The organism is Mesorhizobium sp. B2-1-1, from assembly GCF_006442975.2.
In the GTDB taxonomy this organism is placed as follows: domain Bacteria; phylum Pseudomonadota; class Alphaproteobacteria; order Rhizobiales; family Rhizobiaceae; genus Mesorhizobium.
This window is the reverse complement of record NZ_CP083955.1, coordinates 299,376-321,116: the sequence shown is the minus strand read 5'-3', so window position 1 is coordinate 321,116 and position 21,741 is coordinate 299,376. Positions and strand designations below refer to the sequence as shown.

Here is a 21,741-nt window from a genome sequence, read left to right as displayed (position 1 = left end):
CGGCTACTTTGTACCCGCCAGCCCTGCTGACAGCAAACGAGCGTTCATCGACACGGTTTCGCCTATCGGTGAGATACTGGCGACACCTCCTCTACTCCTCTGCCTCCATAATCTTGTCGAGAACAGCTTCAGGTGCCACGTCGCGCTTCAGTTCCTTCAATTCATCGTCCGCTTCCGTGGCAACATTCATGCGCTTGGCAATCTCCTCGACCATCTTGATGAGCTTGGTCGTCTCGTGTTCGTTGAGCAGGCTGACCTGAAGATCGAGGTCTGCTCTCGCATCGTCCTCAGCGGCCATCCGGTTCTGGTTGATGAGCACGAAGGTGGACAAAAAGATCGCCTCCACGGATGCAATCATCGCCAGGATAACCAAGGATGGGTCCCAAGGCTGAACAAAGCCGACGGGCTTGATATTGAGGACGATCCAGCCCCCAAAGAAAACAAGATGGATATAGACGAACATCATGCTGCCTGCGAACTGGCTAATTGCTCCCGCGGCGCGTTGCTCCGCAGTGGCAGCGTTCGCATCGCGCTTCCGTCGTTGAACGATTGCTTCGATGTTGCGGGCCAAGGCAGGAGCGAGGCCGTCCGCGGGTGGTGTGGTTGGGGTGGCGGATCCCATGTCATTGCCTGAGGTGTTTGGGCGCATAGCTCTCTCCGTGTCTCCACCTGACCCACTTAACTGGTCGGTTGGCGTTTCGATCCATGCAGCCTCAGGAGCGCTGACGGACCTTCATCACGAATGGCTCACCCAATGAGACATACCTATCAGAGGTGTTCGGTAAGCGAGACGGTCAACGCCGCAAATGGGCCTGGCGACTTGCCGGTCGAAGGCCGCGATAGGATACGCGGATGAGGAGTCGCTAGCGAAACGGGAGGTTCTGATGGTAGTGGAGGCTGATGCAGTTGTGCAATCCGAAACGACATGGAGCGCTTCAGGACACTCTCCGACCAGACAAGGATCGCCTGCCGAGAGCGTCGCCAGATCGATGGATTTCAGCCCGGGGAGCGCTTTAAAGCGGGCGAAGTTCGAACCGTATAACTGCCTCTGCTATTGGTCGCTCCTCGTCGCGTATGATGAAAGCGAGTTCGCACTCATTGCCGTCATGGGGGAGTGTCTCTCTCGCTATTTCGGTCAAAGCCTTTACAGCTTCATCTGTAGCGGTCTCCGTATCGGGAAGTTCGCTCCCCTCGTTGTCTTCAGTAACGTTTCCATTTTCAGTAAGATCAAAAAAGAAGCGTGCCATGTTCGTGTATCCGTTCGGGGCCTTTCTGTCCGAACCTTGGCGATTTCAGAAGGTTCCAAGCTGGATTTTGTTGTGAGGCAGGATTTTTTTATCGCGTACGATCGCAATCGAGTTTCTGGTCCAAATCGTGCGTTGGCCTGACGTTCAGTCCGCGGTGGCATGAGCGCCTCATTTCCTTGGAGCATGTGTCGTTGGATCAGGCCCACTCAACCCAGGCACAGTCGCCGGCGGCAATCCAAGTCAGGCGGGCGGAACATAACGATCTGGCTGACGTTTGTGCCGAGGATCGGCCCGACAGGAGGACTGCATGGCAGCCCCACGAGCAGTTTGGAAAGGGATTTTAAAAGTCGGGTCCGTGTCGTGCGGAGTGAAGCTTGTGGGTGCAACCAGCGAGGCATCGAAAATCCACTTCAAGATTTTGAATCGGAAAGATGGATTGCCTGTCAAGGCTGCCTATGTTGACGAAGAGACGGGCGATGTCGTCGATAGCGAAAACCAAGTCAAAGGCTACGAGGCAGACGCGGGCGATTTCATCAAGGTCGAACCGGACGAGATCAAAAAGCTAAAGATGACGTCTGAGCACACGCTTGAGGTCGACGAGTTTGTCGCCATCAAGGATATCGACACGCGCTACCTGGAAAAGCCTTATTACCTGATCCCTGCCGACGGTGCTTCCACCGAGGCCTTCTCCGTGCTGCGCGAAGCGATGGCCAAGGGTGTGGCGGCGCGGTCCTGCGTGGTGCTGTACCAACGCGGGCGCGAAGTCGTGATACAGCCCTATGGCAAGGGAATGCTGCTTACCGAGTTGCGGACCCATGACGAGATGATCTCGGAAGAGACTATATTCAAAGACCCGAAAAGCTTTCTTCGAATTATGACAAAACGACTCTGTGCCTGGATCAGAAAAGATCGATTGGCCGCCCGGGCTCGGGGCTACCGCCCGAGTCATTCGCGCGGTGCAGGAGCATAGTAAGCAGCTTCTTCAGGTGAGAGCGATCCGGCTGCCGCGATGCTGTCCACCATCTCGAGCACAAGGTGCGGCGCAGCATGATGAACCATGTGACCGGCACCCGCGACGATGCGCATCATCGAGCCCGGTAGGACCGCGTGCAAATGTTGGGAATGATAGTTGGTGTCGAGCAGGCTGTCCGCGTCCCCGGCCATGATACCTATCGGCGCGTTTGTCCTCCCTGCGGTCTTGGGAGCCAACGCGGCAACGGGGATCAGCAGACCAGATTCCGCGGCAGTCGTTCGCAAGTGCGACGGTGCGCTGACCAGATCTCGCAAAGCATTTGAAAACTCTGGCGGGACAGGTTGCGGCCCAAACAGGCGGCGCATCAAAACGGGCCAGATCAGCCTGACGACAGGCGGCAGGATGGTGTGGCAAATGATGGTTCCCACGATTGGCAGTGCCGGCAGGGCGGCAAGCATGGCATCGAACCTTGCGGAGGGGAAATGATAGCCGGAGAGGAGAACCGCGCCACCAATCTCGTCCGGATACCGGGCCGCCCACTGGAGGGCGATCGATGCCCCCCAAGAACGATGGGATTGTCTGCCCCGATCCTCTGCGTGGCGCTCTGGAGCAGATCTGCCTGGGCCGCGGCGGTCCATAGGCGACCGCGCGGCCGAGTACTTCCGCCAAACCCGGGGCGGTCGAATACAATAACGCGATAACGCTTGGCTGCTTTGTCGACTAGACCGCTGGTTTGGAAGTCCTCAGCGGCGGAACCGTTCCCATGCAGGAGAACCAGGTCCCTGCCGCTTCCAGCCTCGACATATCGAAGGCGGACACCGTCGACCTCTATGGTCCTTCCTTTCGCGCGGACGGAAAGCGCTTGCTTGGTCGCTGCTCGATTGTTCAACGCTAGCAAGGCCACCGCCGCAACCAGGCCGCCGACCCAGACGCGTGATGATCGTTTCAGTGAGAATTGAAACCGGAAAGACAAGCTGCCGTGCTCCTTGCGTAGGTTGCGGCGACTGGCGAATCGCCGCTGGGACGTCGCACCCAAAAGGCTCACCGTTTTCGCCATCCGAACTGAGACGCCACAAGGTTGTTCCGGCGCCTGATCGCCTGACCTTCGAACGAGGCTACGGGCTTAGCTCGGCCTAGGGCTCCTCGAGATTGAGCCCGCGGAAGGTCGAATGACAGCCGGGGGAGGCGTTAGTCTTGCCAGCCGTTTCCACAGACTGGATAGCCAAAAGAGCACCGGTGACGAGTAACCCTTGGGCTCCAAACATGGCGACGTGCTCGCGTTCAACTCGCACGATCAACCCACGCAGGGGGTCTTTAAATCTAAGGGAGCTAAAAAAGTTTTGGCTGATGGAACATCGCGCGGTTCAGCGTGTTTGCTTTCGACGAAAATGGAGAAATCAGGCCGTGAACAGCGTCATTTATCTCATAGGTCTCGTTGTCGTCGTGCTGGCAATTCTCTCCTTCCTCGGTTTTCACTAGGAGCCATTATGCAACGCGAAGGCGATCCAGGACGTCCAGCATCCGATTTCGATACGGCAAAGAGCGAGCTCTCCGACCGGCTCCAGGAAGAAACCCAAAATGCCACCCGGTTGATTCACGACGCCAGTGACGAAGTCGTCAGCAAAGCTGGCGAGTACGCGTCGGAAGCGCAGGAGGCTTTGTCAGGGAAGGCGCAGGAAACGCAGCGCGACATGAGCGCGAGCTTAGCCGCTTTTGGGGGCGCGTTGCGGGCAGCAAGTGAGCATCTGGCCAACAGCGATCAAGCCACCGTTTCGAAGTTCGTGCTTACTGCCGCTGGCGGGCTGGAGCGCCTCTCGTCCTCTTTGCGGGACAAACCAGTCGAACAAGTCTTAGGCGAGGTCAGGTCCTTCGGGCGCGAAAACTCTGGAGTGCTTATCGCCGGGTCGGTTTTCGCCGGTTTGGCTCTGGGACGCTTCATCAAAAGCTCGCAACCCGCTGATTCGAGCGAAGCGGACGGTCGGCTGAAAAGCAGTGGCGCCCCAAAGACTGTAACGCGCCCGAAGACCACAGGCAGCTCTCCACGGGACGACCTCACGTCATAACGAATGCAGCCACTTTCTTGGCCGAGCACGGAGCATGACCGATGAACAACGATCAGGACGGCCGCAGTCTCGCGAGCCTTGTGAGCGACCTTACACAGCAAGTGACGACCCTGCTACAGACCGAAACAAGGCTTCTGCGGGCCGAAATATCCGAAAACGTCAGCAAAGCCGGGCACGGCGTGGTCGAAGTCGTAGGCGGTGCCGTGTGCTTGCTGGCATCGCTGGTGGTACTGCTCCAAGCGCTCGTGATCGCTTTGGCTAAGGCGGGTCTGGGGGCCGGGTGGGCCTCGCTGCTCGTCGGTGTCGTCGTGGCGATCCTGGGGGTGATTCTCCTTCGCACGGGAATGGCCGGCATTGCGCCTTCCGGATTGGCTCCTGACCGCACACAAGAACAACTCAACAGCGATGCGCGTGTGATCAAAGGACAAATGAGATGAGCGAGAAATCGGCAGCCGAACTCGAACGCGAAGCCGAGATTGCCCGCGCAGCGGTCGTCGATACCGCCGAATCCATCCGCAGCAAAATGACACCCGGTCAGTTGATCGACGAATTCACCGGGTTGTTTTCTGGCGGCGCAGGGACCGCCGCCCTCAGCAGATTCCAGACCCAAGTCAGCGACAACCCTTTGGCCCTGATGCTGGTTGGGACCGGCCTGGCTTGGCTGATGCTTGGCAGCGGTGCTTCGGCGGGTGGCTCTCCTGCAACCCAGGCTGTCAACAATCAGGCCGACACGGATGGGGGGACGTTCGGGGTCAGCGATGTGACGGGGGCTGCGGAAGGGCCGAGTTCCGGACAAGAGATCCCCAATGGTGGACCATCGGCGGTCGCAGAGATGCTCTCGGATGCCGGCGCGACCGCTGGCTCGATTGCGAGCAATGCAAGCGAAGCGGCCGCAACTGCGGCTGGCGAGACCAAGGATAAGGTTGTAAACACCGTGGGGCAGCTTGGCTCCAGTGCGAGTGATATGGCTGTGCAGGCGAGTCGAACCGCGCAGGAACTATTTGAGCGCGAACCACTGGCACTTGCCGTCCTCGGCCTGGCGGCGGGTACGGCTATAGGCGTGCTTCTGCCTCGCACAACCATGGAAGACGAGCAACTCGGCGGCTACCGCGACAAACTACTTGGCAGCGCCAACAGTGCTTTAGAGGACGGCGTGGAGCAAGCGAAAGAGATCGCTGCCGAAGCTTACGAGACAGTCAAGAGCGAGGCGGACCGGCAGGGCTCGAGCGGCACCGCCGACACGTTAGCCGGTAAGGTCGGTGAGGTCGTCAAGGCCACCGCAAAAACTACCGAAAAGGCGGTTCGAGATCGACTTCCCGAATCGGATCAGTCCTCCACGGCCAAGCCCTAAGCCATCTGCAGGGTGCCAGGGCAGCGGTCAAATTGAACTTAGAGACACCCGTCGTGAACAAAACCGCGCGCCGACGGTTTGATTGCATGGAAACTGAGACACTGGTCGGCTATCTCGCGGCACTATGTTCGATGGTGAGCTTTACGCCGCAAGCCTGGAAGATCATAAAGACGCGAGACACGGGCAGTATCTCCGCGCCTATGTATGCGATTACGGCAGCAGGGTTCGCCCTCTGGCTCATCTTCGGGTCCATGAAAGGCGAGTGGCCGATCATCATCACAAACGCCGCCTGTCTCGTTCTCTCGGCATTCATTCTTCTGATGACGCTCCTTCCTCGCGCGAAGAAGGACGCGGTCGCGGACGTGCTGGATCCCGCTGCCTCAAGGACTGAGCGATGATCTTCGTTTGGTTGCGTTCTGAGGTTTACGAGGCGCTCAGCGGTGGCAGCCAGGAATGACGCGCTCATGTCGGGAGTTCTCTTGTGGTTTCAGACGATGAAATCCGTCCTGGCGAATCATACGACTGCCTGGTCATCGGCGGCGGACCGGCCGGCCTGACCGCCGCGACCTACCTGGGGCGTTTTCGGCGCCGGATCGTCCTTGTGGATGCCGGCCAAAGCCGCGCAAAGTGGATACCGGTAACCCACAACTGTCCCGGGTTTCCTGACGGTATTGCCGGTGTTGAGCTGCTTGATCGTCTGCGGCAGCAGGCACTGCTGAGCGGAGTCGATCTCGTGGACGATACGATCCACGACATTAAGCGGGGTGGGACCGATTTCATCGCCACGGCATCGGTTCCCATTCGGGCTCGCGCGGTGCTCATGGCCACCGGTATTGTCGATACGCTTCCAGACACGCCCGACGCCGCCGATATGATCAAGGCCGGCACGTTGCGGCTGTGTCCGATCTGTGACGCCTACGAGGTCATCGACGGACGGGTTGCGGTGATGGGCCCGGCAGATCACGCAATGAAGATGGCGTTGTTTATGCGAAGCTACACAAGTGACGTCACCATGTTGGTCGAGACGACAACTCGATTCGACCCCGCCGCCGACGCCTTGCTCAAAAAGGCTGGAATCAAGGTGCACGCGTGCCTCCCGGGCTCGATCCGCTCTGCCGGCCATCAGGCGACCATCAGGCTCGTTGCCGGAAACACGCTGTCTTTCGATACCATCTATCCCGCATTGGGCTGCACGATGCGATCGAAGCTGGCCACCAACCTCGGCGCGGAATGTGACGAAATCGGCAATCTTGTCGTGGATTCGCGCCAGCGAACCGCAATTGCGGGCCTCTACGCCGCAGGCGATGTGGTTGACGAAATCAACCAGGTCGCGGTCGCCTTCGGACACGCGGCGATCGCCGCAACCGATATGCACAGCTATCTTGCGCAAAACGAGTGAACAGGTCCGCCCTCGTTCAGTCGTTCAGTCGTTCAGTCGTTCAGTCGTTCAGTCGTTCAGTCGTTCAGTCGTACAGGATGGCGCGTGGCGCAGCCCTCGCGGGGATATTCGTCGCTTCCCCGGCATCCTGGTGCCCCCCATTGGCGCCGTAAGAGCCTCAATGCGGCATTGGCGAGACAACACCTATTGTGTGCGCATTCAGGCACTGCCGTCGATGCCGCTTATTCGCAACCGACGGGGTGCCGGCGTCTGCTGGGGAAAAACGGCGGAACAAACAAGGAGCCGCCTCGTTTGAACGGGGTGCCGCCCGGCGCGCTTTCAAGCAGGAGATGAGGATGGCAACCAAGAAAGCTTCGCAGACAAAGGGACTTGAGGATCTCTTCCACGACGGCTTGAAGGATATCTACTACGCCGAGCGCAAAATCCTTCCGCCTTGAAGAAGATGGCGAAGGGAGCTGAATCCGAAAAGGTGATTGCTGCCTTTGAGAAGCATCGAGGTGAGACGGAAGGCCAGATCGAGCGCCTGCAGCAGGTGTTCGAGATCTTCGGCAAGCGGGCACAGGGAAAGACCTGCCCGGCAATCGACGGCATCATAGAAGAAGGGCAGGAGATCCTGGAGGACTTTCAACAGGCTCCAGCCCTGGATGCCGGGCTCGTGGCCGCCGCGCAAGCCGTCGAGCATTATGAGATCGATCGCCCGATATGGAACGCTGATCACCTGGGCCGGTTTGCTTGGGCTGAAAAAGGCCGTTCCGCTGCTTGAACAGTCGCTCAAGGAGGAGAAGGCGACCGATGAAGCACTGACGCAACTCGGGGAGGCCGGTGTGAACGAGAGAGCGATGCAAAAGGCGGCCTAGATATCCGCACTGGATCACGCCGAGGAGGTCCGTCATGGATGTCCGGCAACCCATGCCGCTTGACCAAGCATCGGCCGCGCCTATGTCCGCGGAACCGGCGTCGAGCAAAAGACAGCTCCTGTTCGAACGTCGCACCAAAGCTGTTGAGATCGATGAGATCGACCCAGGCGACGGCCGGGTGATCAACCATGATGGCGAGCAACTCGCTATCAGCGAGGCGGCAGACGGTTCGAGTGCCGGCTGCATCGACGGTTGGAACCCGGTCGACCGGATATGGTACTGGTCCTGCCACAGATGGGGATTCGACGAACAAGGCGTGCTGCCGGCAAACAGGCCGCCGGCGGCTCGAGCGACGCCGCAGGCCGGGCTCACGGGATGAAGATCCTCGTCACCGGCGCTACAGGTTTGATAGGCGCCTCACTATGCGCGCGCCTGGAGGCGGAGGGACACGAAGTACGGCGCGTGCTCCGCCGCTCCCGACCTGCCGGCTCTTCGAAAAGTTCGGACGTCATTTTGGACATGACGGAGGCGGTCCGACCGGAGGACTGGAGTTCGCCTCTTTCAGGCGTCGATGCCGTCGTCAACTGCGCCGGCGTTCTGCAGGACAACGCGCGGGAAAAGGTTCAGGAGGTCCATGCCATCGCCGCTTCCGCTCTCTTCAGGACCTGCGAACGGGCCGGCATCAAGACGGTCATCCATTTCTCGGCGATCGGTGTCGACCGCGATCAGCTGTCCGCCTTCTCCGCCAGCAAGCTGGCCGGCGACAAGGTATTGATGGCGCTCGATGTCGGCTGGGTGATCCTGCGTCCCTCGGTGGCGCGGCGCGGCGTCTTTGGCGCAAGCGCATTGTTGCGTGGGCTGGCCGCGCTGCCATTGTTGCCGGCCATGCCCAATACCGGTCGCCTGCAAGTCGTTCAGCTCGATGACATTGTCTCCACCGTTCTTTTCTTCCTCCTGCCCACGAGTCCTTCTCGCTTGACGCTGGAGCTTGCGGGGCCGGAGGCGCTCACCATGACAGAGCTCGTCAGTCGTTACCGCCAGTGGTTTGGATGGAAGAAGGCAGCCATATTCACCTTGCCCGGCTGGGTGGCGAGAGGCCTCTATCGTCTGGGCGATCTGGCTGGATGGCTCGGCTGGCGACCGCCGATCCGCAGCAATGCGCAAAAAAGAAATCACGCGAGGCGCTGTCGGTGATCCGCAGCCCTGGATTGTGACGACAGGCATTCACCCGGCAAGCCTCGCATCAGCACTTGCGGCCGATCCGGCAACGGTCCAGGAGCGATGGTTTGCCGGGCTCTATCTCATCAAGCCCGCGATCTTCGTTGTGCTGCCATTCTTCTGGATCATGACCGGCATCATCTCGCTCACGACAGGCTGGCGTAATGGCGTCGAACTGCTGATCGGCACTGCGGTGGCGCCCCACGCCGAGGCCGCGGTCGTGGCCGGTGCAATCGCCGACGCGGCTGTCGGCGCTCTGATCGCGTTCCGGCCGACAAGCCGCCCGGGTCTTTGGGGTGCGATCGCGATCTCGCTGTCCTACGCCATCGCCGGCACCATCCTGCGCCCGGATCTCTGGAACGAGCCACTCGGCCCGCTGATGAAAATCCTGCCGATCCTCGCCTTGCACTTCGTTGCGCTGGCGATCTTGGACGAGCGCTGATGCTTTATTTCGTGGTCAAATATCTGCACGTCATCGGCGCAGCCGTGCTGCTTGGGACAGGGGCGGGGATTGCCTTCTTCATGCTTCTCGCTCACCGGACCGGCAATGCCGCAACAATCGCGGCAGTTGCCCACATCGTGGTTGTCGCTGATTTCCTCTTTACCGCGACTGCCGTCGTCGCGCAGCCGATCACCGGCGTGGCCCTCGCCTGGCAGGCTGGCTATTCATTGAGGGAAGGATGGATCGTGCTGTCGATTGTGCTCTATGTCGTGACCGGCCTGTTCTGGCTGCCGGTCGTTTGGATGCAGATGGAGATGCGCAATCTGGCGACGCGCGCCGCCACATCTGGCGACCCGCCGCCGGAGCGGTACAACAAGCTGTTTCGGTTGTGGTTTGTCTTCGGTTTTCCTGCCTTCGCCGCCGTGCTCGCCATCTTCTGGCTCATGATCACGCGTCCCCTCATCGTTTTGTTCGATTGACGGTGACAAGAGCTTCGCTGGCCACTGATGGGCAGCAGGTCCTTTGGCCAGGTGGTGAGTTCGGGAACCAACACGGCTTCTCACCCTGAACAGAAGGCGCGACGCCATAGGTGCTTTCCGACGATTGGAGGGAGAAAGCGTTGCCATCAGCCTAAGCTGGAGAATGACACTAGCCGCGAGCGCCGTTACCGTCTGACCCCCTGGCGCGACTGGAGCCCCGGGTAGAACCGATCTGTTCGCTCTGTGCTCCGCTGTCCACGCGGGGGGAGCCAAGCATGGGTTCCTCACCCATCGGCTCGCCCGCGACCGTCGTGAACTCTCCGTTGCCGTCAATGGATTTGCCGCTCGACCAACGGCCCTCGGGCGGCGGCACGCCGTCGACGAAACAGTTGACGAAAGCATAGCTGACGTCGCGAAGTTCCTGTTCCTGGGGGAAGGAATTGGGAACCGGCAGTGAAGCCGCGAGCCCGCCCATGTCCTCGATGGCTGCTAACCATTGCTGCTGGTGCATCGTGTCGCGGGCGATCAGGAACGACAGCATCTCCTTCATGCCGGGATCGTCGGTCATATTGTAGAGGCGTGTGGCAAGCACTCTGCCACTGCTTTCCGCCGTGACATTGGCGATCATGTCGGCGGCGAGATTGCCGCTGGCGTAGACGTGTGAAGCATTGAAGGGCACGCCGTTTGAATTTTCCGGCAATGCCGCGAGTCCGGTGGAAAGGATGTGGCGGAAGTTCATGCCGTTCAACACGGAGCCGCCGATCGTATCGGCTGAAATGTCTTCTTGCAAAGACAGCGGCGCCCCTTCCAGATTCAACGCCACGGCCGTCGCGAGCATCTCGATGTGGGCGAGTTCCTCAGTGGCGGTGTTCAGCAGCAGGTCCCGATACTTGCTTGGGCCGCGCGCGCCCCAGGCCTGGAAGAAGTACTGCAGCGCAACTCGTATCTCGCCTTCGACGCCACCGATCGCCTGCTGCAAAGCACGAGCAAAGATCGGGCTGGGCGTTTCCACGCGCACAGGGAATTGCAATTTCTTGTCGGTGTAAAACATCTCATATTATCTCCGTTGATCTCGCCCAACCGACCGCAGAACCAGATGTTCCTTCTGTTCGACAGTATTTATCCTGACCATGTCGAGTTGGACGCGCGTGCGCGAAACGTGTGCAATCCGCTTCGGCAGGGCGCGGTTGTTTGGCGCAAGACCAAGATGAAGCGACCCGCGGGGTGATCGCCTTCACCCCGCCCTCAAGGCGGCCCTGGTGCCCGGTTCGTCCCCCCTCATGGACCCCTCATGGCGTCAAGCAGCTTGGAAAGAAACGCTGCTAACGCTTGTTCAGGCTGAGCCGCCTCTTCGCTCAACATTTCGATGCCCCATCGACCCAGCACCGCCTCCTGGACGACGCTCGGGCTAGGCATGAATACGAACGATCTGGGGCGGTCGGTCTCATAGCCGGACAGCCTCCAGGTCTGCCACAGGCGGTGCAAAAGCAGGCGAATGTTCATATCCGACATGCTGTAGCCGATGAAAAGGATCGTCCGCCCCAATGCATCCGCGCGGAATTTCACATCCAGCGGTGAATCGAAGGACAGCCGGTCGAAATAGTCGGTCTCGGCCAGAATGAGGGAGGAGTCGTCGTCGAAGTCGCCGTGGTATTTGACGATCTGGGTGACCCCGTTGCTGGCTTTGGCGATGTCTTTTGCGTTTGCCACCTTCACGTAGTCGCGGCTATGGACTTCGAAGGCGACCTCGAGGTTGCGATCGTAGTTGGTCGTGTAGATGATCGGGAAGTCCAGTGCCACGATCAGGCGGTGGATCTCCGAACGTCTCACTTTCTCATGCGAGACACTCCAGTTCCGATCCATCCAGCTTCGCAGCGGTCCGATGGTGCCCCGCTTCAACCGGTAGAACTCCGCCAGGGTCTGGTAGCTGACGTCCGACGGCGCGATGATGCCGTCATCGATGCCCAGGTCCTCGACCAGATGATCGATGAGCTTACGCCAGGAGGGCAGGCCGACACTCATTGACACGCCAGCCCCAACGAACAGGATCGCGCGCCGCTCCCTGACGGAACGCGCGAGTTCCTCGATGGGGAAAGCATGGACAAACCTCCGACCGATAATCATCCCAACTACCGGGACGGTCGCCGGTTCCATTCTCGTGCAGGCGGTGACCCGCCGTGGGGTTTGCGACGCGCCGGGGAACAATCATCCGCATGGGGTTCGTAACGGGCGCAGCCGGAACAAAGCATTGTGCTCGCGGTTTAGCTCCGGCGCCGATCGCCAGCGGAGAAATGCATCAATGACAATCAAGGAGCCGGCACACTCGGGTAGGCTAGCCTGGCCGCACACAGCCAAGCGCGGCATGGACGAGCAGGACAGAAGCCAAGCAGAGGCTCGCGCCAGTCGGCATCCTGAAGCCGATCCTGTCGACGAATCGCGTAGCACCGTGAACTGTAACGAGCTACGGGCAAATCGCCAGACCCGCGAGAGAGCATGATGGCCAGGCCGGCCCCCACCGAACGATCCGGCCCGGTCCAGGATGTGGTAGACGATGGTCAACACCGAGCGGTCGGCCGAACCTTCGAAAGCTTCTTCATGGCCGGCTTTGAATGTTCCTCCCACAGGCGGAGCGACGGTGTCCGGCTCGATCTTGTTCGCGCTACCTCGCACAACATCCATGCCTTGGCGGACTACCGGAGCTGTGCCGAGCTCGGGCTTCGAACGATCCGAGACGGGTTGCGCTGGCACCTGATCGAAACGGCGCCGGGCATCTATGACTGGTCGAGTTGGGCGGCCATGATCGAAGCGGCTCGTGCCGTTGGCGTGCAGGTGATCTGGGATGTTTTTCATTACGGGTCGCCCGATCACATCGATCAGGGATCGCAGGAATTCATCGACGCCTACGCCGCTTTTGCCGCGGAGGCCGTGCGGTTCCATCGCTCCTTCACGGGCACCTCTCCGCTGCTTTGTCCAATCAACGAAATCTCGTTCTTTGCCTGGGCCGTCGAAGTCGGCTACTTCCCGCGTGTCGGCCCAAAGAAGCGCGGATGGTTCAAACGGCATCTCGTTAAGGCAGCGGTCGCGGGCATCCGTGCAATGCGACAGGCCGACCCCGACTGTCGATTCGTCTGGGCTGAGCCGCTGATCCATATCGCGCCTCGCGACGGCAGCCGAGCGGAACGGCAACGCGCGCAGAACGCCCGGCGAGGTCAGTTCGAGGCGTATGAGATGCTGATGGGACAGGTCGAGCCTGAACTGGGCGGCAGCCAAGATCTTGTCGACGTGATTGGCCTGAACTTTTATCCTCACAACCAATGGTATCTAAACGGTCCGACCATTCCCATGGGCCACCATGAATATCAGGCGCTGTCCGAGATGTTGCTCGAGGTCGCTCACAGGTTCCGCAAGCCGATGTTCATTGCTGAAACCGGGTCCGAAGGATCCGCCGGGCCAGCATGGCTGCATTATGTCTGCGATGAGGTCCGCGCCGCGATGAAGCTGGGCGTCCCCATCCAAGGCATTTGCATTTATCCCGTGACAGCCTATCCGGGTTGGGACAATTCCCGCCACGCCGAAGTCGGCTTGTTTTCTACCGTGCACGCGGATGGTTCGCGCAGCATCCGGCAGCCAGTTGCGGACGAGCTGGCGCGCCAGCGCCTTCTGTTCGCGTAAGCCCGGCCATCACGCGTGCAGCATGGGCCTGTCGGGTAGAACGGCATCGCGTTCGGCTTCGTCCGGCAAATGGTTACGGCGCGAGCACAGCAAATGTCGGCGCCTCCAACGAAGCCGAGGCCGGCAGGGTCTTCTGTATCCTCGCGAATGTGGCCAAGGCCTGACCCACCACTTGATCCATGTTGTAATAACGGTAGGTCGCTAGCCGTCCAACGAACCAGACGTTTGGGCAGGCGTCCGCCATTGCCTCGTAGCGTTTGTACAGCTCCTCGTTTTCGGCTCTCGGAACAGGATAATAGGGATCGCCTATATCGGTCGGGTATTCGTAGGTGAGGCTGGTTTTCGGATGCCGTTGGCCTGTCAGATGCTTATACTCCGTGACGCGGGTGTAGTTTTCCGTCTGCGGATAGTTCACCACCGCCACTGGCTGGAATTGTTCGCAATCCACTGTCACATGGTCGAACCGCAAGGAACGGTAAGGCAGACGGCCGAGCCTCCAATCAAAATATTCATCAATCGGCCCAGTATAGATCAGCTGCCGAAAGCCGATCTTGTCGCGTATCTCGCCATAGTCGGTCTGCAGCATCACCTTGATTTCAGGCCTGTCCAGCATCCGCTCGAACATCCGCGTATAGCCGCCGGCGGGCATGTTCTGGAACGTATCGCCAAAATAGCGGTCGTCGCGGGTGGTGCGGGTCGGCACCCGTGCCGTTACGGATTTACTCAGTTGGGACGGATCCACGCCCCATTGTTTGCGAGTATAGCCGCGAAAGAATTTTTCGTAGAGTTCCCTGCCCACGGTGCTGACCACCACGTCTTCGGCGGTTCGGACCTCCTCCACCGTTTCTCGTCGCGAAGCGAAAAATTCTTCCAGTTGTTCGGAGGTGAGATCAAGTCCGTAGAGACGATTGATCGTGTCGAGATTGATCGGGATGGGCAGCAGTTTGCCGTCTACCGAAGAGAGGACGCGATGTTCGTAGGGCCGCCACGCCGTGAACTGCGACAGATAGTCGACGATGGATTGCGCGTTGGTGTGGAAGATGTGGGGACCATAGCGATGGATCAGGAGTCCCGCTTCGTCGTAGCAGTCATAGGCGTTGCCGCCGACATGATTTCTGCGGTCTATGAGCAGGACACTTTCGCGGCGTTGCGATGCAATGCGCTCGGCAAGCACGCTGCCGGCAAAGCCGGCTCCGACGATCAGCCAGTCGAACATCGTCAGGCTCTCCTGCGCAGCGGAACGACAGTTTTCATCGCCTGGACACCGTGGATGTGTGAGGTCATGGCATCCCAAGTGCGTTCCCACGACTTGTCGGCGAGATAGGCATCAACTGCCCTCACCTGCAGGTCTCTGGGGCGGGCAAGCATGCAGCGAAGCTTGGTCGCAATGTCGTCGGCGTCGACGATCTCGACGAGACCAGCCGCACCGTAGGTGCGAACGACATCAACGATCGCGGTGGAGATCACGGGCAGTCCGGCCGCAAGAAACTCGGGTGTCTTGGTTGGGCTGATGTATCGCGTTGCCTCGTTGAGCGCGAACGGCATCCAACCGACTGCCCAATGACGAAGATAGCTCGGCAGGTCGGCATAGTTCTTGGGCCCGAGCCAATGCAAATTGTCTGCCCGTGGCAGGGTCGCCGGATCGATCTTGACCACCGGCCCAAGCATGACGAACTGGATGTCGGGCATCGCGGCAGCCGTCTGGCCAACAAGGGCGATGTCGAGCCGTTCGTCGATCACGCCGAAATAGCCAACCCTTGGATGGGGAATGGCTGCCTGGTCGGATGGTTCCTCGCCCCCCTCTCTCGCCATGTTGAAATGAGCAGCGTCGATGCTGCTTGGAAACGCAAAGATCGAACGATGCTGACTGCGCTTTGCCTCATAGAGGCTTTGCCCGCCCGTGAAGACCAGATCGGCACGGCGGAACAGCGCTCTTTCCAGCTGTGCCAGTTCCGCGGGCGCGTCGCGGAAGGCGGACAACTCATCCATGCAATCGTAGACACACACATTGCAGCGCAGATGACTGCTGAAGCGCAGCGCCATTGGCGTGTAATACCACGCAATCAGCCGGTCATGAGGAACGGGTGCGACGAGTTCATTGACGAAGCTTCGCTGGATGGCGTCCACCTTTGTCGCGGATGTTCCAAGCGGGACGACCGGCGTGACAACCCTGATTGCCGGAGCTACGTCGTTCACGCGCATGAAGGGACCGCGGACATCTTCGAAGGCTGGTTCTTCGAAGTAAATTACCTGTTGCTGCCGGGCGGCGAGGGTCAGGAGGTGCTGTGGCCTTTGAAATACAAAATTCCATCGGAGATGTGAAAAGCAGATAACTACTGCATTGTACGCAATAGACGTGATTTTTTTTGTTTTTGCCGGCGCGATTTCCATATATTTTCCCTTTTAATACGAGTCAAGTCTCGAAGAATTAACCTAGGTTAATTTTCGACACTCCTGCCTGATGCTTTCAGTTCCATCTAACTTTCGATTTAGTAAGTTGTTCCCGCGGTATTAATTGATTTGCGTGGCCGATCATCGGCCTCAACGATCAGAGGTAGGGCCGCTCGACTGCTTCGCGGGCGGTCCGAATGCGGCACGAGATCCGCTGGAATTGGGACCACGGCGCCCTAACGTGGCGCTTTGTCACTCCTCGAGCTGTTGAAGGCCTGTGGGAAAATCGACACGTGTTAGCCGACGCTGCTAGAATAAGAGCGCCTCGAATCAGTTTGTTTGGACCTGGGTGTCGGAAGCTGAGAGAGGCTGTCGAGGTTTATGGACATGCAGATCAATTTTGAAACGCACGTCTTTCCGTTGTTTCACCCGCAGCAGGTGGACGACCTGAAAGATCCTTGTCCCGTATTCGACGGAACGCTCTGGCACATGTTCGGATCGAGCGGCACCGTCACGAGCGAGGAATGGAAGATACTGCACGCCACAGCGCCGGATCCGCGTGGCCCCTGGACCGAGCATGAACCGATCGCCTTGCCGATCACCGGCTCGGGTGTGGCGGCGCCCGGTGTCATCCACGAAGGCGGGGTTTTCCACATGTTCATCCAGACCGAATTCATGAAGTCGGGTGGGCGGTGCGAGCATGCGGTGTCTAATGATGGTTTCCACTGGGTTGTTTTGACGTCGGCGATATTATCCCTGCCGGACACCGATGAAGATGGCATCTACGATCCCCATCCGGCGGTCATCGGCGGCAAGCGCTACATCGTCTACTCGGGAATGCCGAAATTCAGCAGGGTCCCGCAACCCGACGTCTATCTCGCACGCAGCCAGTCCGACTCCTGGTTCGGACCATGGAAGCGCGCTGGCAAGATCCTGGACCACCTGGACGTTCCGCATCACAACGCACGCGAGCATCCCGACTATGAATGGGGCATCGAAGGCGCTCAACTGGTCGAGTTGCCGGATGGACGCGTGCTGCTCAATGCAACCTGCTTCCTGCCCGAGGGGCCGCGCGGCAGCCGCCAGCGTGTATTCTTCGCAATTGCCGATCGCGTCGAAGGACCTTACGTGTCCGTCGGCCCAGTGCTGGATCCGGGCGAGCCGGGAGAGAACGGGCACTCGACTGTGATGATAGAGGGCCGGCAACTGACGCTGTTCTATCAGAGCCGGCGCGAGGCAACGAATCACAGGTGGCGCTATGGGCTGGCCACGTGCGACCTGGATCAGCAGATTTTTTCAAACGTCGCTTAACCCAGCGCGCCCGGAAAGGCGCCATCACCGCGACGGACAACCGTCCCTACGCAGTGCTCGTTTCGATCGAGAGTCGCCCTCGGGGCCGACGGCCGATGCATTGCGCGCGATAGGACGGCTCAACTTATTCGCTGAATCCAAGTGAGCCCGAGGGCGGGATTCGGCACCTGACGCTGTCGGATCGGACGTGGAAGATCTGGCGGCGGTCGCAGCAATAGTGAGCATCCATCCCGAGAGTCCGGCTACTGTCGTGATGGACCGGACGAGGCGACGGGCGCCACTGGAAGCGCGCGCTTGTGTGCGGTGCCGGCGTGCGCTTGAAATATGCGCGTGCGCGCTGCTTCGTCGATCTCCCGACCTTCAAGGAAATCGTCGATTTGATCGTAAGTTACGCCATAGGCATCTTCGTCCGGGCGAAGCGGAATTAGGTTCTCCAGGTCGGCAGTCGGAATCTTGGCAACTAATTGAGGCGGAGCGCCCAGATGCGCCGCCAAGGCGCGAACCCTACGCTTGTTCAACCCGGAAAGAGGAAGGATGTCGGCAGCACCGTCGCCGAACTTGGTGAAGAAACCCATCAGTGCTTCGGCCGCATGATCGGTACCGATGACCAGCCCTCGGGTGGCGCCGGCAAGCGCAAACTGGGCAATCATCCGCTCACGAGCCTTGATGTTGCCAAGCAAAAAGTCCTCTCCGCCGGCATCGCCGAGGTCGGTGCCCGCAAGCTTGATCGAATCCAGCATCGCGTCGGCGGCGGGCTTGATGTCGACCCGGCGCACTTCGTCTGCTTGTATTGTATCCAGTGCCCGCTGCGCGTCGCTCTCGTCGGCCTGTAAGCCGTATGGAAGCCGAACGGCCAGGAATCTGGCCTCATATCCTGCCGTTCGCAGTTCCTCCACGGCCCGTTGCGCAAGAAGAGCGGCAGCAAGCGAATCTACGCCACCGCTTACGCCCAGAACGTAGGTGTTGAGATTCGAGGCACGCAGATAGGTGCCGAGAAAATCGATGCGTCGGCGCGTTTCAAGCGCGACGTCAAAACTGGACGAGACTCCCAATGCTCCTATAATCAGTTGTTGGTCGGTCATGCGAAGTTGCTCCTGACATCATAGCGTTCTGTCCAGTCGCATACCACAAGGTCGGTGGCGGTCACCGTCTCGGTCTGCCAGCTGAAGCGGTTCTCAAAAAGCGATGATGACGCGCCGGTAGCGCAAAAACGGTGATGTACATTGGCGGGCTCGACGTTGGGTCCCCTTAGGAGAAAAAGGAACAGCGACGAAGAGCCTCACAGGTTCCCGACCTCGGCCGGAATCCTGCTCGGGCTCAGGCTGGTTCTTCGAGGGAATCGTTCTGCATCAGTTGCTCCAGTGGCATCATATGGCGACCAGCCGGCTATCCCGCCGCAATCTTGAGAACCTTCGGTTCAACACGTCCCTCGATGGCTGGTTCCACGCCGGCACATACGTGTTCGTCGCATTAGGTCTCATTGTGCTATGGCGTGCGGCGCGCCAACCTCATCTCGGGTGGTCAGGAAAGTTGCTACTTGCAACGATGCTCATGGGCTTTGGCATATTCAACCTGGTCGAGGGAGTGGACGATCACCAGCTTCTCGGCACACACCATGTCAACGAAACCGTCCCGCGGTCCCAGTGGGTCTATTGGGACCGCGGGTTGTTTGATTTGGGGTGCGCTGATGCTGCTCGGCGGGTGGGCCTTGTCAAACGGCAAGCGGAAATCCTGGCTGTGGCAGCTATGAAGCGTTGGACTCTAGCGCTTATTTCAGGATGCCTTGGAACCGGATTGTAGCAGCGATGTTGTAGGCCTCTCGAGAACGCGGGGAACTGAAGGCGAACGGGCTCGGTATGAACGGCTCTCGGGCGAGCACGTGAAGGAGTGTGAGACGGGGGACAGGGCGGCCGCCATTGAGGAGGTGCAATCCCGCTCTCATGTCCGGCTTTCCTGGTTCAGGTCCTGGCCTTCCACAATCAACCCGCAAGGGGTTCGCTACGCAAGCGTGCGACCTCTGCGGCTGCGCCTTCAAGGTGACCGCGGCCATGCCCTGAACACGTCGGGCGCCTGTCGAGCGGGGATGGACCCCGCCCAAAGACGGGAGCCAAACGATGTCGCACAATTTCACCCTTGCTCAGCACCATGCCTTCAATCTCGCGCAGACCTTGATGGTCCCGGTCACGCTCTTCCAAGTCGATGGCGAGTTCGGCGTCATGGTGTCGAGCGAATATGACGGTGACAAGGGCACGGTGGTCCACGAATACGATCCTTACGAGTACCGCCCGGCTCACTAAGAGGGGATCGTTGCCTGCCACTTGCGCCCGACAGGGCGCAAGTGAGGCTTCGCCGCGTACACGCCCCGGCAATGACGACGAGGTCAACGGCCTCTATAGCACCACGCTGATGCGCACCGGTGCCGATTCCGAAATCGAGCTTGCCATGACGGTCACGCCGCTCGGAGCGATTTCGCGCCTCAAGCACGCGCTCGACGATTTCGAAGGAGAGCGCGAGCGCTATCGCCAGCGCCTCGCCGACGCCCGCCGCCGGCTTGCGTCGTACCAGTCCCGGGATGATAGTGCCGAGTTCGCCTTCGCGGGTGAATTGGCCGACAAGCGGCGGCAGCTTGCTGAGGTGGAGGCGGCACTGGCGACGGATATTGAAGGTGCCGGGGCGACCGACGCAATTGCCGCCTGATCGAATGTGCTGGCCGGTCACGCCTCGCGGCGTGGCCGGCCTTTCTTCTTGTTAACCATAACCGGCTGTCCTCGATCGCCGCTATCGCGACAGGCGGTTTTCATCGTCGATCAGGGTGAGACGGCAGGGCGCCACATCGCTCCATGTCCAGAGGACGAGATTAAGGCCGTCCTCCGTCGCTCCGGGGGCGAAGCTTCTGACGAGCAATCCATGATAGCCAGCCGCGACAAGTCTTCGTGCGAAGGCTTGCGTCTTCGCCTCTCCGGTTGCTTTCATCTGATCGCGCCAAGTCGTACCGGCGAGCCCCGCCGCATCCATCCCCTCCGCACGCAGGCGCTCATGGTCGCGGCTGTCAAAAACCGCCTCGATATCCGCATCATAAGACACGAGTGTCGTCGGCTGCAAACTGCCGGCCCGATTGGCTTCGCGCAACGCCGTCATGACCGACAAGGACATATAGAGCGCTTGCGTTCCTTTCCGGTTGAAACGGCCACCGTAAAGCTCCGCGCCACGGCCAGACATCCGCTCGCGTGCATAGATCGGATTCAGCGCCCGATAGAGTTCCCCCTTGAAATGCATCGACCGGATCAGGCGTGAACGCCGGCGTCGACCGCGTCGATATAGTCGAGCACGTCATCGGCGCGCCCATCACGGACCAGTTGCATCGCGGTCAGGCCGGAAAAGCCGGGCAGGGGCTCGGAGCGATACCAGGCATAGGCCATCAGCGCCGAGCCGAAGCGGGGCTCGACCTTGTTGACGATCTCCGACATCTCGCGCAGCCGTCGCTGCGTCTTGTCCGAGCCAATGCGGTCCTTGCGCTGGATGGCATCCTTTCCGAGACCGGCGGTTCGGGCGATCTCCTCGCTGGTAGTACGCAAGGCGTCTGCGATTTTGCGCGGTGAAAAAAGTCCGCCGTCAGCATATTGGGCAAGTCCCATGACGCTTACCTCCATTCCTGTATGTCAATAATTATGACGCAATATAGCGTCAGAATAGCGGGGTTCAATCCAAATTTGGGAAGAAGGCTGAGAAGGAAGGGGAGGGGAAAACCTGCTCGCAGATCGAGCGGACCGCTGACGCTTGCGCTCAACCGCGCCGCTCGCGATCCCGGCCACGTCGTCCTTCGCAGGGCTGTTAGCCCCGCTTGTCCTGCCGGGCAGGGATGCTCGGCCGCAGTTGCACCGGCCCGCTCGCTCCGCGGGCCGGGGGGTGTCTTCGAGAAGAAGACGAGAAAGGACGCAGCGACGGGCTGTGTCCGGCAACCCCGTAAGGAGCATTTCCATGGAACTGAAATTTGTCGATCCGCGCGCGCTGAAGGGCAACCCCCGACAAGGCGCGACGTTCCAAGTCCAGCCCGCAAAAACCAGCGCGCTGAAAGCGGCACGGGAGGCTTGGGAACGCGAAGGTTTTCGCGTCGTTGGTGGGGCGCTCGCCGGCAAGGCGGCCGAAGGCCTGGAAAAGGAAGCGGCAATCGCGGCGCGCACATTGGCGTCATGGGAGCTTCGGTGGGGGAGGGGTACTGACCTCCTCGACGGCAAGACCGTTTTCGTGATGGACGAGGCCGGAATGGTTGCGTCGAGGCAGATGGCGTTGCACAGGATCTGGGCCAGTTGTTGCGGATCTGCGGCGACAAAGGCGCTG

General features: G+C 60.0%; 22 protein-coding genes and 5 pseudogenes. 16 read left to right on the top strand and 11 right to left on the bottom strand.

The window, feature by feature from the left end; translation table 11 throughout:
- Positions 1 to 91 precede the first annotated feature (91 nt).
- Together FJ972_RS29420 and FJ972_RS29415 are read right to left on the bottom strand one after the other, a co-directional pair.
- The gene (locus tag FJ972_RS29420; RefSeq protein ID WP_140499474.1) at positions 92 to 649 is read right to left on the bottom strand and encodes a DUF1003 domain-containing protein; all 558 of its coding nucleotides are present in this window, start codon (positions 647 to 649) and stop codon (positions 92 to 94) included.
- Between the two features lie 364 nt (positions 650 to 1,013).
- The gene (locus FJ972_RS29415) at positions 1,014 to 1,247 is read right to left on the bottom strand and encodes a DUF6894 family protein (protein ID WP_140499472.1); all 234 of its coding nucleotides are present in this window, start codon (positions 1,245 to 1,247) and stop codon (positions 1,014 to 1,016) included.
- A gap of 307 nt (positions 1,248 to 1,554) precedes the next feature.
- Here FJ972_RS29415 and FJ972_RS29410 point away from each other — a divergent pair, with 307 nt between their 5' ends.
- Positions 1,555 to 2,217, top strand: coding sequence for a Ku protein (locus FJ972_RS29410; RefSeq protein WP_140525819.1), 663 nt, complete (start codon positions 1,555 to 1,557; stop codon positions 2,215 to 2,217).
- Here the strand turns inward: FJ972_RS29410 and FJ972_RS30420 are convergent.
- On the bottom strand, positions 2,193 to 2,678 hold the full coding sequence (locus tag FJ972_RS30420; RefSeq protein ID WP_140525820.1) for an alpha/beta fold hydrolase: 486 nt from the start codon (positions 2,676 to 2,678) through the stop codon (positions 2,193 to 2,195). The two genes, FJ972_RS29410 and FJ972_RS30420, sit on opposite strands and share 25 nt — an antisense overlap.
- Entirely contained in the window at positions 2,600 to 3,277 is a 678-nt protein-coding gene (locus FJ972_RS30415; RefSeq protein WP_140525821.1) for an alpha/beta fold hydrolase, read from the bottom strand. The genes FJ972_RS30420 and FJ972_RS30415 overlap by 79 nt, the downstream gene beginning before the upstream one ends.
- A 193-nt stretch (positions 3,278 to 3,470) precedes the next feature.
- Between FJ972_RS30415 and FJ972_RS29400 the strand changes: the two genes are divergently transcribed.
- The 9 genes and pseudogenes from FJ972_RS29400 (at position 3,471) to FJ972_RS29360 (ending at position 10,029) form a co-directional block, all read left to right on the top strand.
- Positions 3,471 to 4,283, top strand: coding sequence for a hypothetical protein (locus FJ972_RS29400; protein WP_181167750.1), 813 nt, complete (start codon positions 3,471 to 3,473; stop codon positions 4,281 to 4,283).
- Positions 4,284 to 4,324: 41 nt separating this feature from the next.
- Positions 4,325 to 4,720 (top strand): phage holin family protein, encoded by a 396-nt coding sequence (locus FJ972_RS29395; protein WP_140525824.1) that lies wholly within the window; start codon positions 4,325 to 4,327, stop codon positions 4,718 to 4,720.
- Positions 4,717 to 5,634: a hypothetical protein gene (locus FJ972_RS29390; protein WP_140525825.1), complete on the top strand. Its 918-nt coding sequence runs from the start codon at positions 4,717 to 4,719 to the stop codon at positions 5,632 to 5,634. The genes FJ972_RS29395 and FJ972_RS29390 overlap by 4 nt, the downstream gene beginning before the upstream one ends.
- Before the next feature lie 53 nt (positions 5,635 to 5,687).
- Positions 5,688 to 6,032 (top strand): SemiSWEET family sugar transporter, encoded by a 345-nt coding sequence (locus FJ972_RS29385; protein ID WP_224656178.1) that lies wholly within the window; start codon positions 5,688 to 5,690, stop codon positions 6,030 to 6,032.
- A gap of 83 nt (positions 6,033 to 6,115) precedes the next feature.
- A complete protein-coding gene (locus FJ972_RS29380) occupies positions 6,116 to 7,033 on the top strand; it encodes an NAD(P)/FAD-dependent oxidoreductase (protein ID WP_140525826.1) in 918 nt (305 codons plus the stop codon).
- Between the two features lie 335 nt (positions 7,034 to 7,368).
- Positions 7,369 to 7,890 (top strand): annotated as a pseudogene (locus tag FJ972_RS29375) (ferritin-like domain-containing protein).
- Positions 7,891 to 7,972: 82 nt separating this feature from the next.
- Positions 7,973 to 8,269: a hypothetical protein gene (locus tag FJ972_RS29370; RefSeq protein WP_140525827.1), complete on the top strand. Its 297-nt coding sequence runs from the start codon at positions 7,973 to 7,975 to the stop codon at positions 8,267 to 8,269.
- Positions 8,266 to 9,550, top strand: a pseudogene (locus tag FJ972_RS29365) (SDR family oxidoreductase). Before FJ972_RS29370 ends, FJ972_RS29365 begins: the two are co-directional and overlap by 4 nt.
- Positions 9,550 to 10,029, top strand: a complete 480-nt coding sequence (locus tag FJ972_RS29360; RefSeq protein ID WP_140501403.1) for a DUF2269 family protein — start codon at positions 9,550 to 9,552, stop codon at positions 10,027 to 10,029. The pseudogene FJ972_RS29365 and the gene FJ972_RS29360 overlap by 1 nt, the downstream one beginning before the upstream one ends.
- A gap of 169 nt (positions 10,030 to 10,198) precedes the next feature.
- Here the strand turns inward: FJ972_RS29360 and FJ972_RS29355 are convergent, their stop codons facing one another.
- Both FJ972_RS29355 and FJ972_RS29350 read right to left on the bottom strand, forming a co-directional pair.
- The gene (locus FJ972_RS29355) at positions 10,199 to 11,080 is read right to left on the bottom strand and encodes a manganese catalase family protein (RefSeq protein ID WP_140525828.1); all 882 of its coding nucleotides are present in this window, start codon (positions 11,078 to 11,080) and stop codon (positions 10,199 to 10,201) included.
- Positions 11,081 to 11,307: 227 nt separating this feature from the next.
- Positions 11,308 to 12,153: an SIR2 family NAD-dependent protein deacylase gene (locus FJ972_RS29350; RefSeq protein WP_140525835.1), complete on the bottom strand. Its 846-nt coding sequence runs from the start codon at positions 12,151 to 12,153 to the stop codon at positions 11,308 to 11,310.
- 369 nt (positions 12,154 to 12,522) lie between these two features.
- Here FJ972_RS29350 and FJ972_RS29345 point away from each other — a divergent pair, with 369 nt between their 5' ends.
- Positions 12,523 to 13,701, top strand: coding sequence for a beta-glucosidase (locus FJ972_RS29345; RefSeq protein ID WP_224684575.1), 1,179 nt, complete (start codon positions 12,523 to 12,525; stop codon positions 13,699 to 13,701).
- A gap of 73 nt (positions 13,702 to 13,774) precedes the next feature.
- Here the strand turns inward: FJ972_RS29345 and glf are convergent, their stop codons facing one another.
- A complete protein-coding gene (gene glf, locus FJ972_RS29340; RefSeq protein ID WP_140501399.1) occupies positions 13,775 to 14,917 on the bottom strand; it encodes a UDP-galactopyranose mutase in 1,143 nt (380 codons plus the stop codon).
- Between the two features lie 2 nt (positions 14,918 to 14,919).
- On the bottom strand, positions 14,920 to 16,092 hold the full coding sequence (locus FJ972_RS29335; protein WP_140525829.1) for a glycosyltransferase: 1,173 nt from the start codon (positions 16,090 to 16,092) through the stop codon (positions 14,920 to 14,922).
- A gap of 387 nt (positions 16,093 to 16,479) precedes the next feature.
- Here FJ972_RS29335 and FJ972_RS29330 point away from each other — a divergent pair, with 387 nt between their 5' ends.
- Positions 16,480 to 17,403, top strand: a complete 924-nt coding sequence (locus FJ972_RS29330; protein WP_140501395.1) for a hypothetical protein — start codon at positions 16,480 to 16,482, stop codon at positions 17,401 to 17,403.
- A gap of 242 nt (positions 17,404 to 17,645) precedes the next feature.
- Here the strand turns inward: FJ972_RS29330 and nadE are convergent, their stop codons facing one another.
- Positions 17,646 to 18,485: an ammonia-dependent NAD(+) synthetase gene (gene nadE / locus FJ972_RS29325; protein ID WP_140525830.1), complete on the bottom strand. Its 840-nt coding sequence runs from the start codon at positions 18,483 to 18,485 to the stop codon at positions 17,646 to 17,648.
- 156 nt (positions 18,486 to 18,641) lie between these two features.
- Between nadE and FJ972_RS29320 the strand changes: the two are divergent.
- The 3 genes and pseudogenes from FJ972_RS29320 to FJ972_RS29310 form a co-directional block, all read left to right on the top strand.
- A pseudogene (locus tag FJ972_RS29320) lies at positions 18,642 to 19,153 on the top strand (DUF2243 domain-containing protein).
- 364 nt (positions 19,154 to 19,517) lie between these two features.
- On the top strand, positions 19,518 to 19,700 hold the full coding sequence (locus FJ972_RS29315; protein WP_140525831.1) for a hypothetical protein: 183 nt from the start codon (positions 19,518 to 19,520) through the stop codon (positions 19,698 to 19,700).
- Between the two features lie 94 nt (positions 19,701 to 19,794).
- Positions 19,795 to 20,100, top strand: a pseudogene (locus FJ972_RS29310) (hypothetical protein); the annotation flags it as partial.
- A gap of 81 nt (positions 20,101 to 20,181) precedes the next feature.
- On the opposite strand, the gene FJ972_RS29305 reads toward FJ972_RS29310, so the two are convergent.
- Both FJ972_RS29305 and FJ972_RS29300 read right to left on the bottom strand, forming a co-directional pair.
- Positions 20,182 to 20,679: an RES family NAD+ phosphorylase gene (locus FJ972_RS29305; RefSeq protein WP_140525832.1), complete on the bottom strand. Its 498-nt coding sequence runs from the start codon at positions 20,677 to 20,679 to the stop codon at positions 20,182 to 20,184.
- An 8-nt stretch (positions 20,680 to 20,687) separates the two neighbouring features.
- Entirely contained in the window at positions 20,688 to 21,038 is a 351-nt protein-coding gene (locus FJ972_RS29300; protein ID WP_140525833.1) for an antitoxin Xre/MbcA/ParS toxin-binding domain-containing protein, read from the bottom strand.
- Between the two features lie 421 nt (positions 21,039 to 21,459).
- On the opposite strand from FJ972_RS29300, the pseudogene FJ972_RS29295 reads away from it, so the two are divergent.
- Positions 21,460 to 21,693, top strand: a pseudogene (locus FJ972_RS29295) (AAA family ATPase); the annotation flags it as partial.
- Between the last annotated feature and the right edge of the window lie 48 nt (positions 21,694 to 21,741).

Excerpts from the sequence above, each read along its gene's own strand:
- FJ972_RS29300 (WP_140525833.1), bottom strand. The coding sequence starts at position 21,038 with ATGGGACTTGCCCAATATGCTGACGGCGGACTTTTTTCACCGCGCAAA.
- FJ972_RS29335 (WP_140525829.1), bottom strand. The coding sequence starts at position 16,092 with ATGGAAATCGCGCCGGCAAAAACAAAAAAAATCACGTCTATTGCGTAC.
- nadE (WP_140525830.1), bottom strand. The coding sequence starts at position 18,485 with ATGACCGACCAACAACTGATTATAGGAGCATTGGGAGTCTCGTCCAGT.
- FJ972_RS29415 (WP_140499472.1), bottom strand. The coding sequence starts at position 1,247 with ATGGCACGCTTCTTTTTTGATCTTACTGAAAATGGAAACGTTACTGAA.
- FJ972_RS29390 (WP_140525825.1), top strand. The coding sequence starts at position 4,717 with ATGAGCGAGAAATCGGCAGCCGAACTCGAACGCGAAGCCGAGATTGCC.
- FJ972_RS30415 (WP_140525821.1), bottom strand. The coding sequence starts at position 3,277 with ATGGCGAAAACGGTGAGCCTTTTGGGTGCGACGTCCCAGCGGCGATTC.
- glf (WP_140501399.1), bottom strand. The coding sequence starts at position 14,917 with ATGTTCGACTGGCTGATCGTCGGAGCCGGCTTTGCCGGCAGCGTGCTT.
- FJ972_RS29410 (WP_140525819.1), top strand. The coding sequence starts at position 1,555 with ATGGCAGCCCCACGAGCAGTTTGGAAAGGGATTTTAAAAGTCGGGTCC.
- FJ972_RS29355 (WP_140525828.1), bottom strand. The coding sequence starts at position 11,080 with ATGTTTTACACCGACAAGAAATTGCAATTCCCTGTGCGCGTGGAAACG.
- FJ972_RS30420 (WP_140525820.1), bottom strand. The coding sequence starts at position 2,678 with ATGCTTGCCGCCCTGCCGGCACTGCCAATCGTGGGAACCATCATTTGC.
- FJ972_RS29330 (WP_140501395.1), top strand. The coding sequence starts at position 16,480 with ATGCAGATCAATTTTGAAACGCACGTCTTTCCGTTGTTTCACCCGCAG.
- FJ972_RS29315 (WP_140525831.1), top strand. The coding sequence starts at position 19,518 with ATGTCGCACAATTTCACCCTTGCTCAGCACCATGCCTTCAATCTCGCG.
- FJ972_RS29345 (WP_224684575.1), top strand. The coding sequence starts at position 12,523 with ATGATGGCCAGGCCGGCCCCCACCGAACGATCCGGCCCGGTCCAGGAT.
- FJ972_RS29395 (WP_140525824.1), top strand. The coding sequence starts at position 4,325 with ATGAACAACGATCAGGACGGCCGCAGTCTCGCGAGCCTTGTGAGCGAC.
- FJ972_RS29370 (WP_140525827.1), top strand. The coding sequence starts at position 7,973 with ATGTCCGCGGAACCGGCGTCGAGCAAAAGACAGCTCCTGTTCGAACGT.
- FJ972_RS29350 (WP_140525835.1), bottom strand. The coding sequence starts at position 12,153 with ATGATTATCGGTCGGAGGTTTGTCCATGCTTTCCCCATCGAGGAACTC.
- FJ972_RS29360 (WP_140501403.1), top strand. The coding sequence starts at position 9,550 with ATGCTTTATTTCGTGGTCAAATATCTGCACGTCATCGGCGCAGCCGTG.
- FJ972_RS29420 (WP_140499474.1), bottom strand. The coding sequence starts at position 649 with ATGCGCCCAAACACCTCAGGCAATGACATGGGATCCGCCACCCCAACC.
- FJ972_RS29305 (WP_140525832.1), bottom strand. The coding sequence starts at position 20,679 with ATGCATTTCAAGGGGGAACTCTATCGGGCGCTGAATCCGATCTATGCA.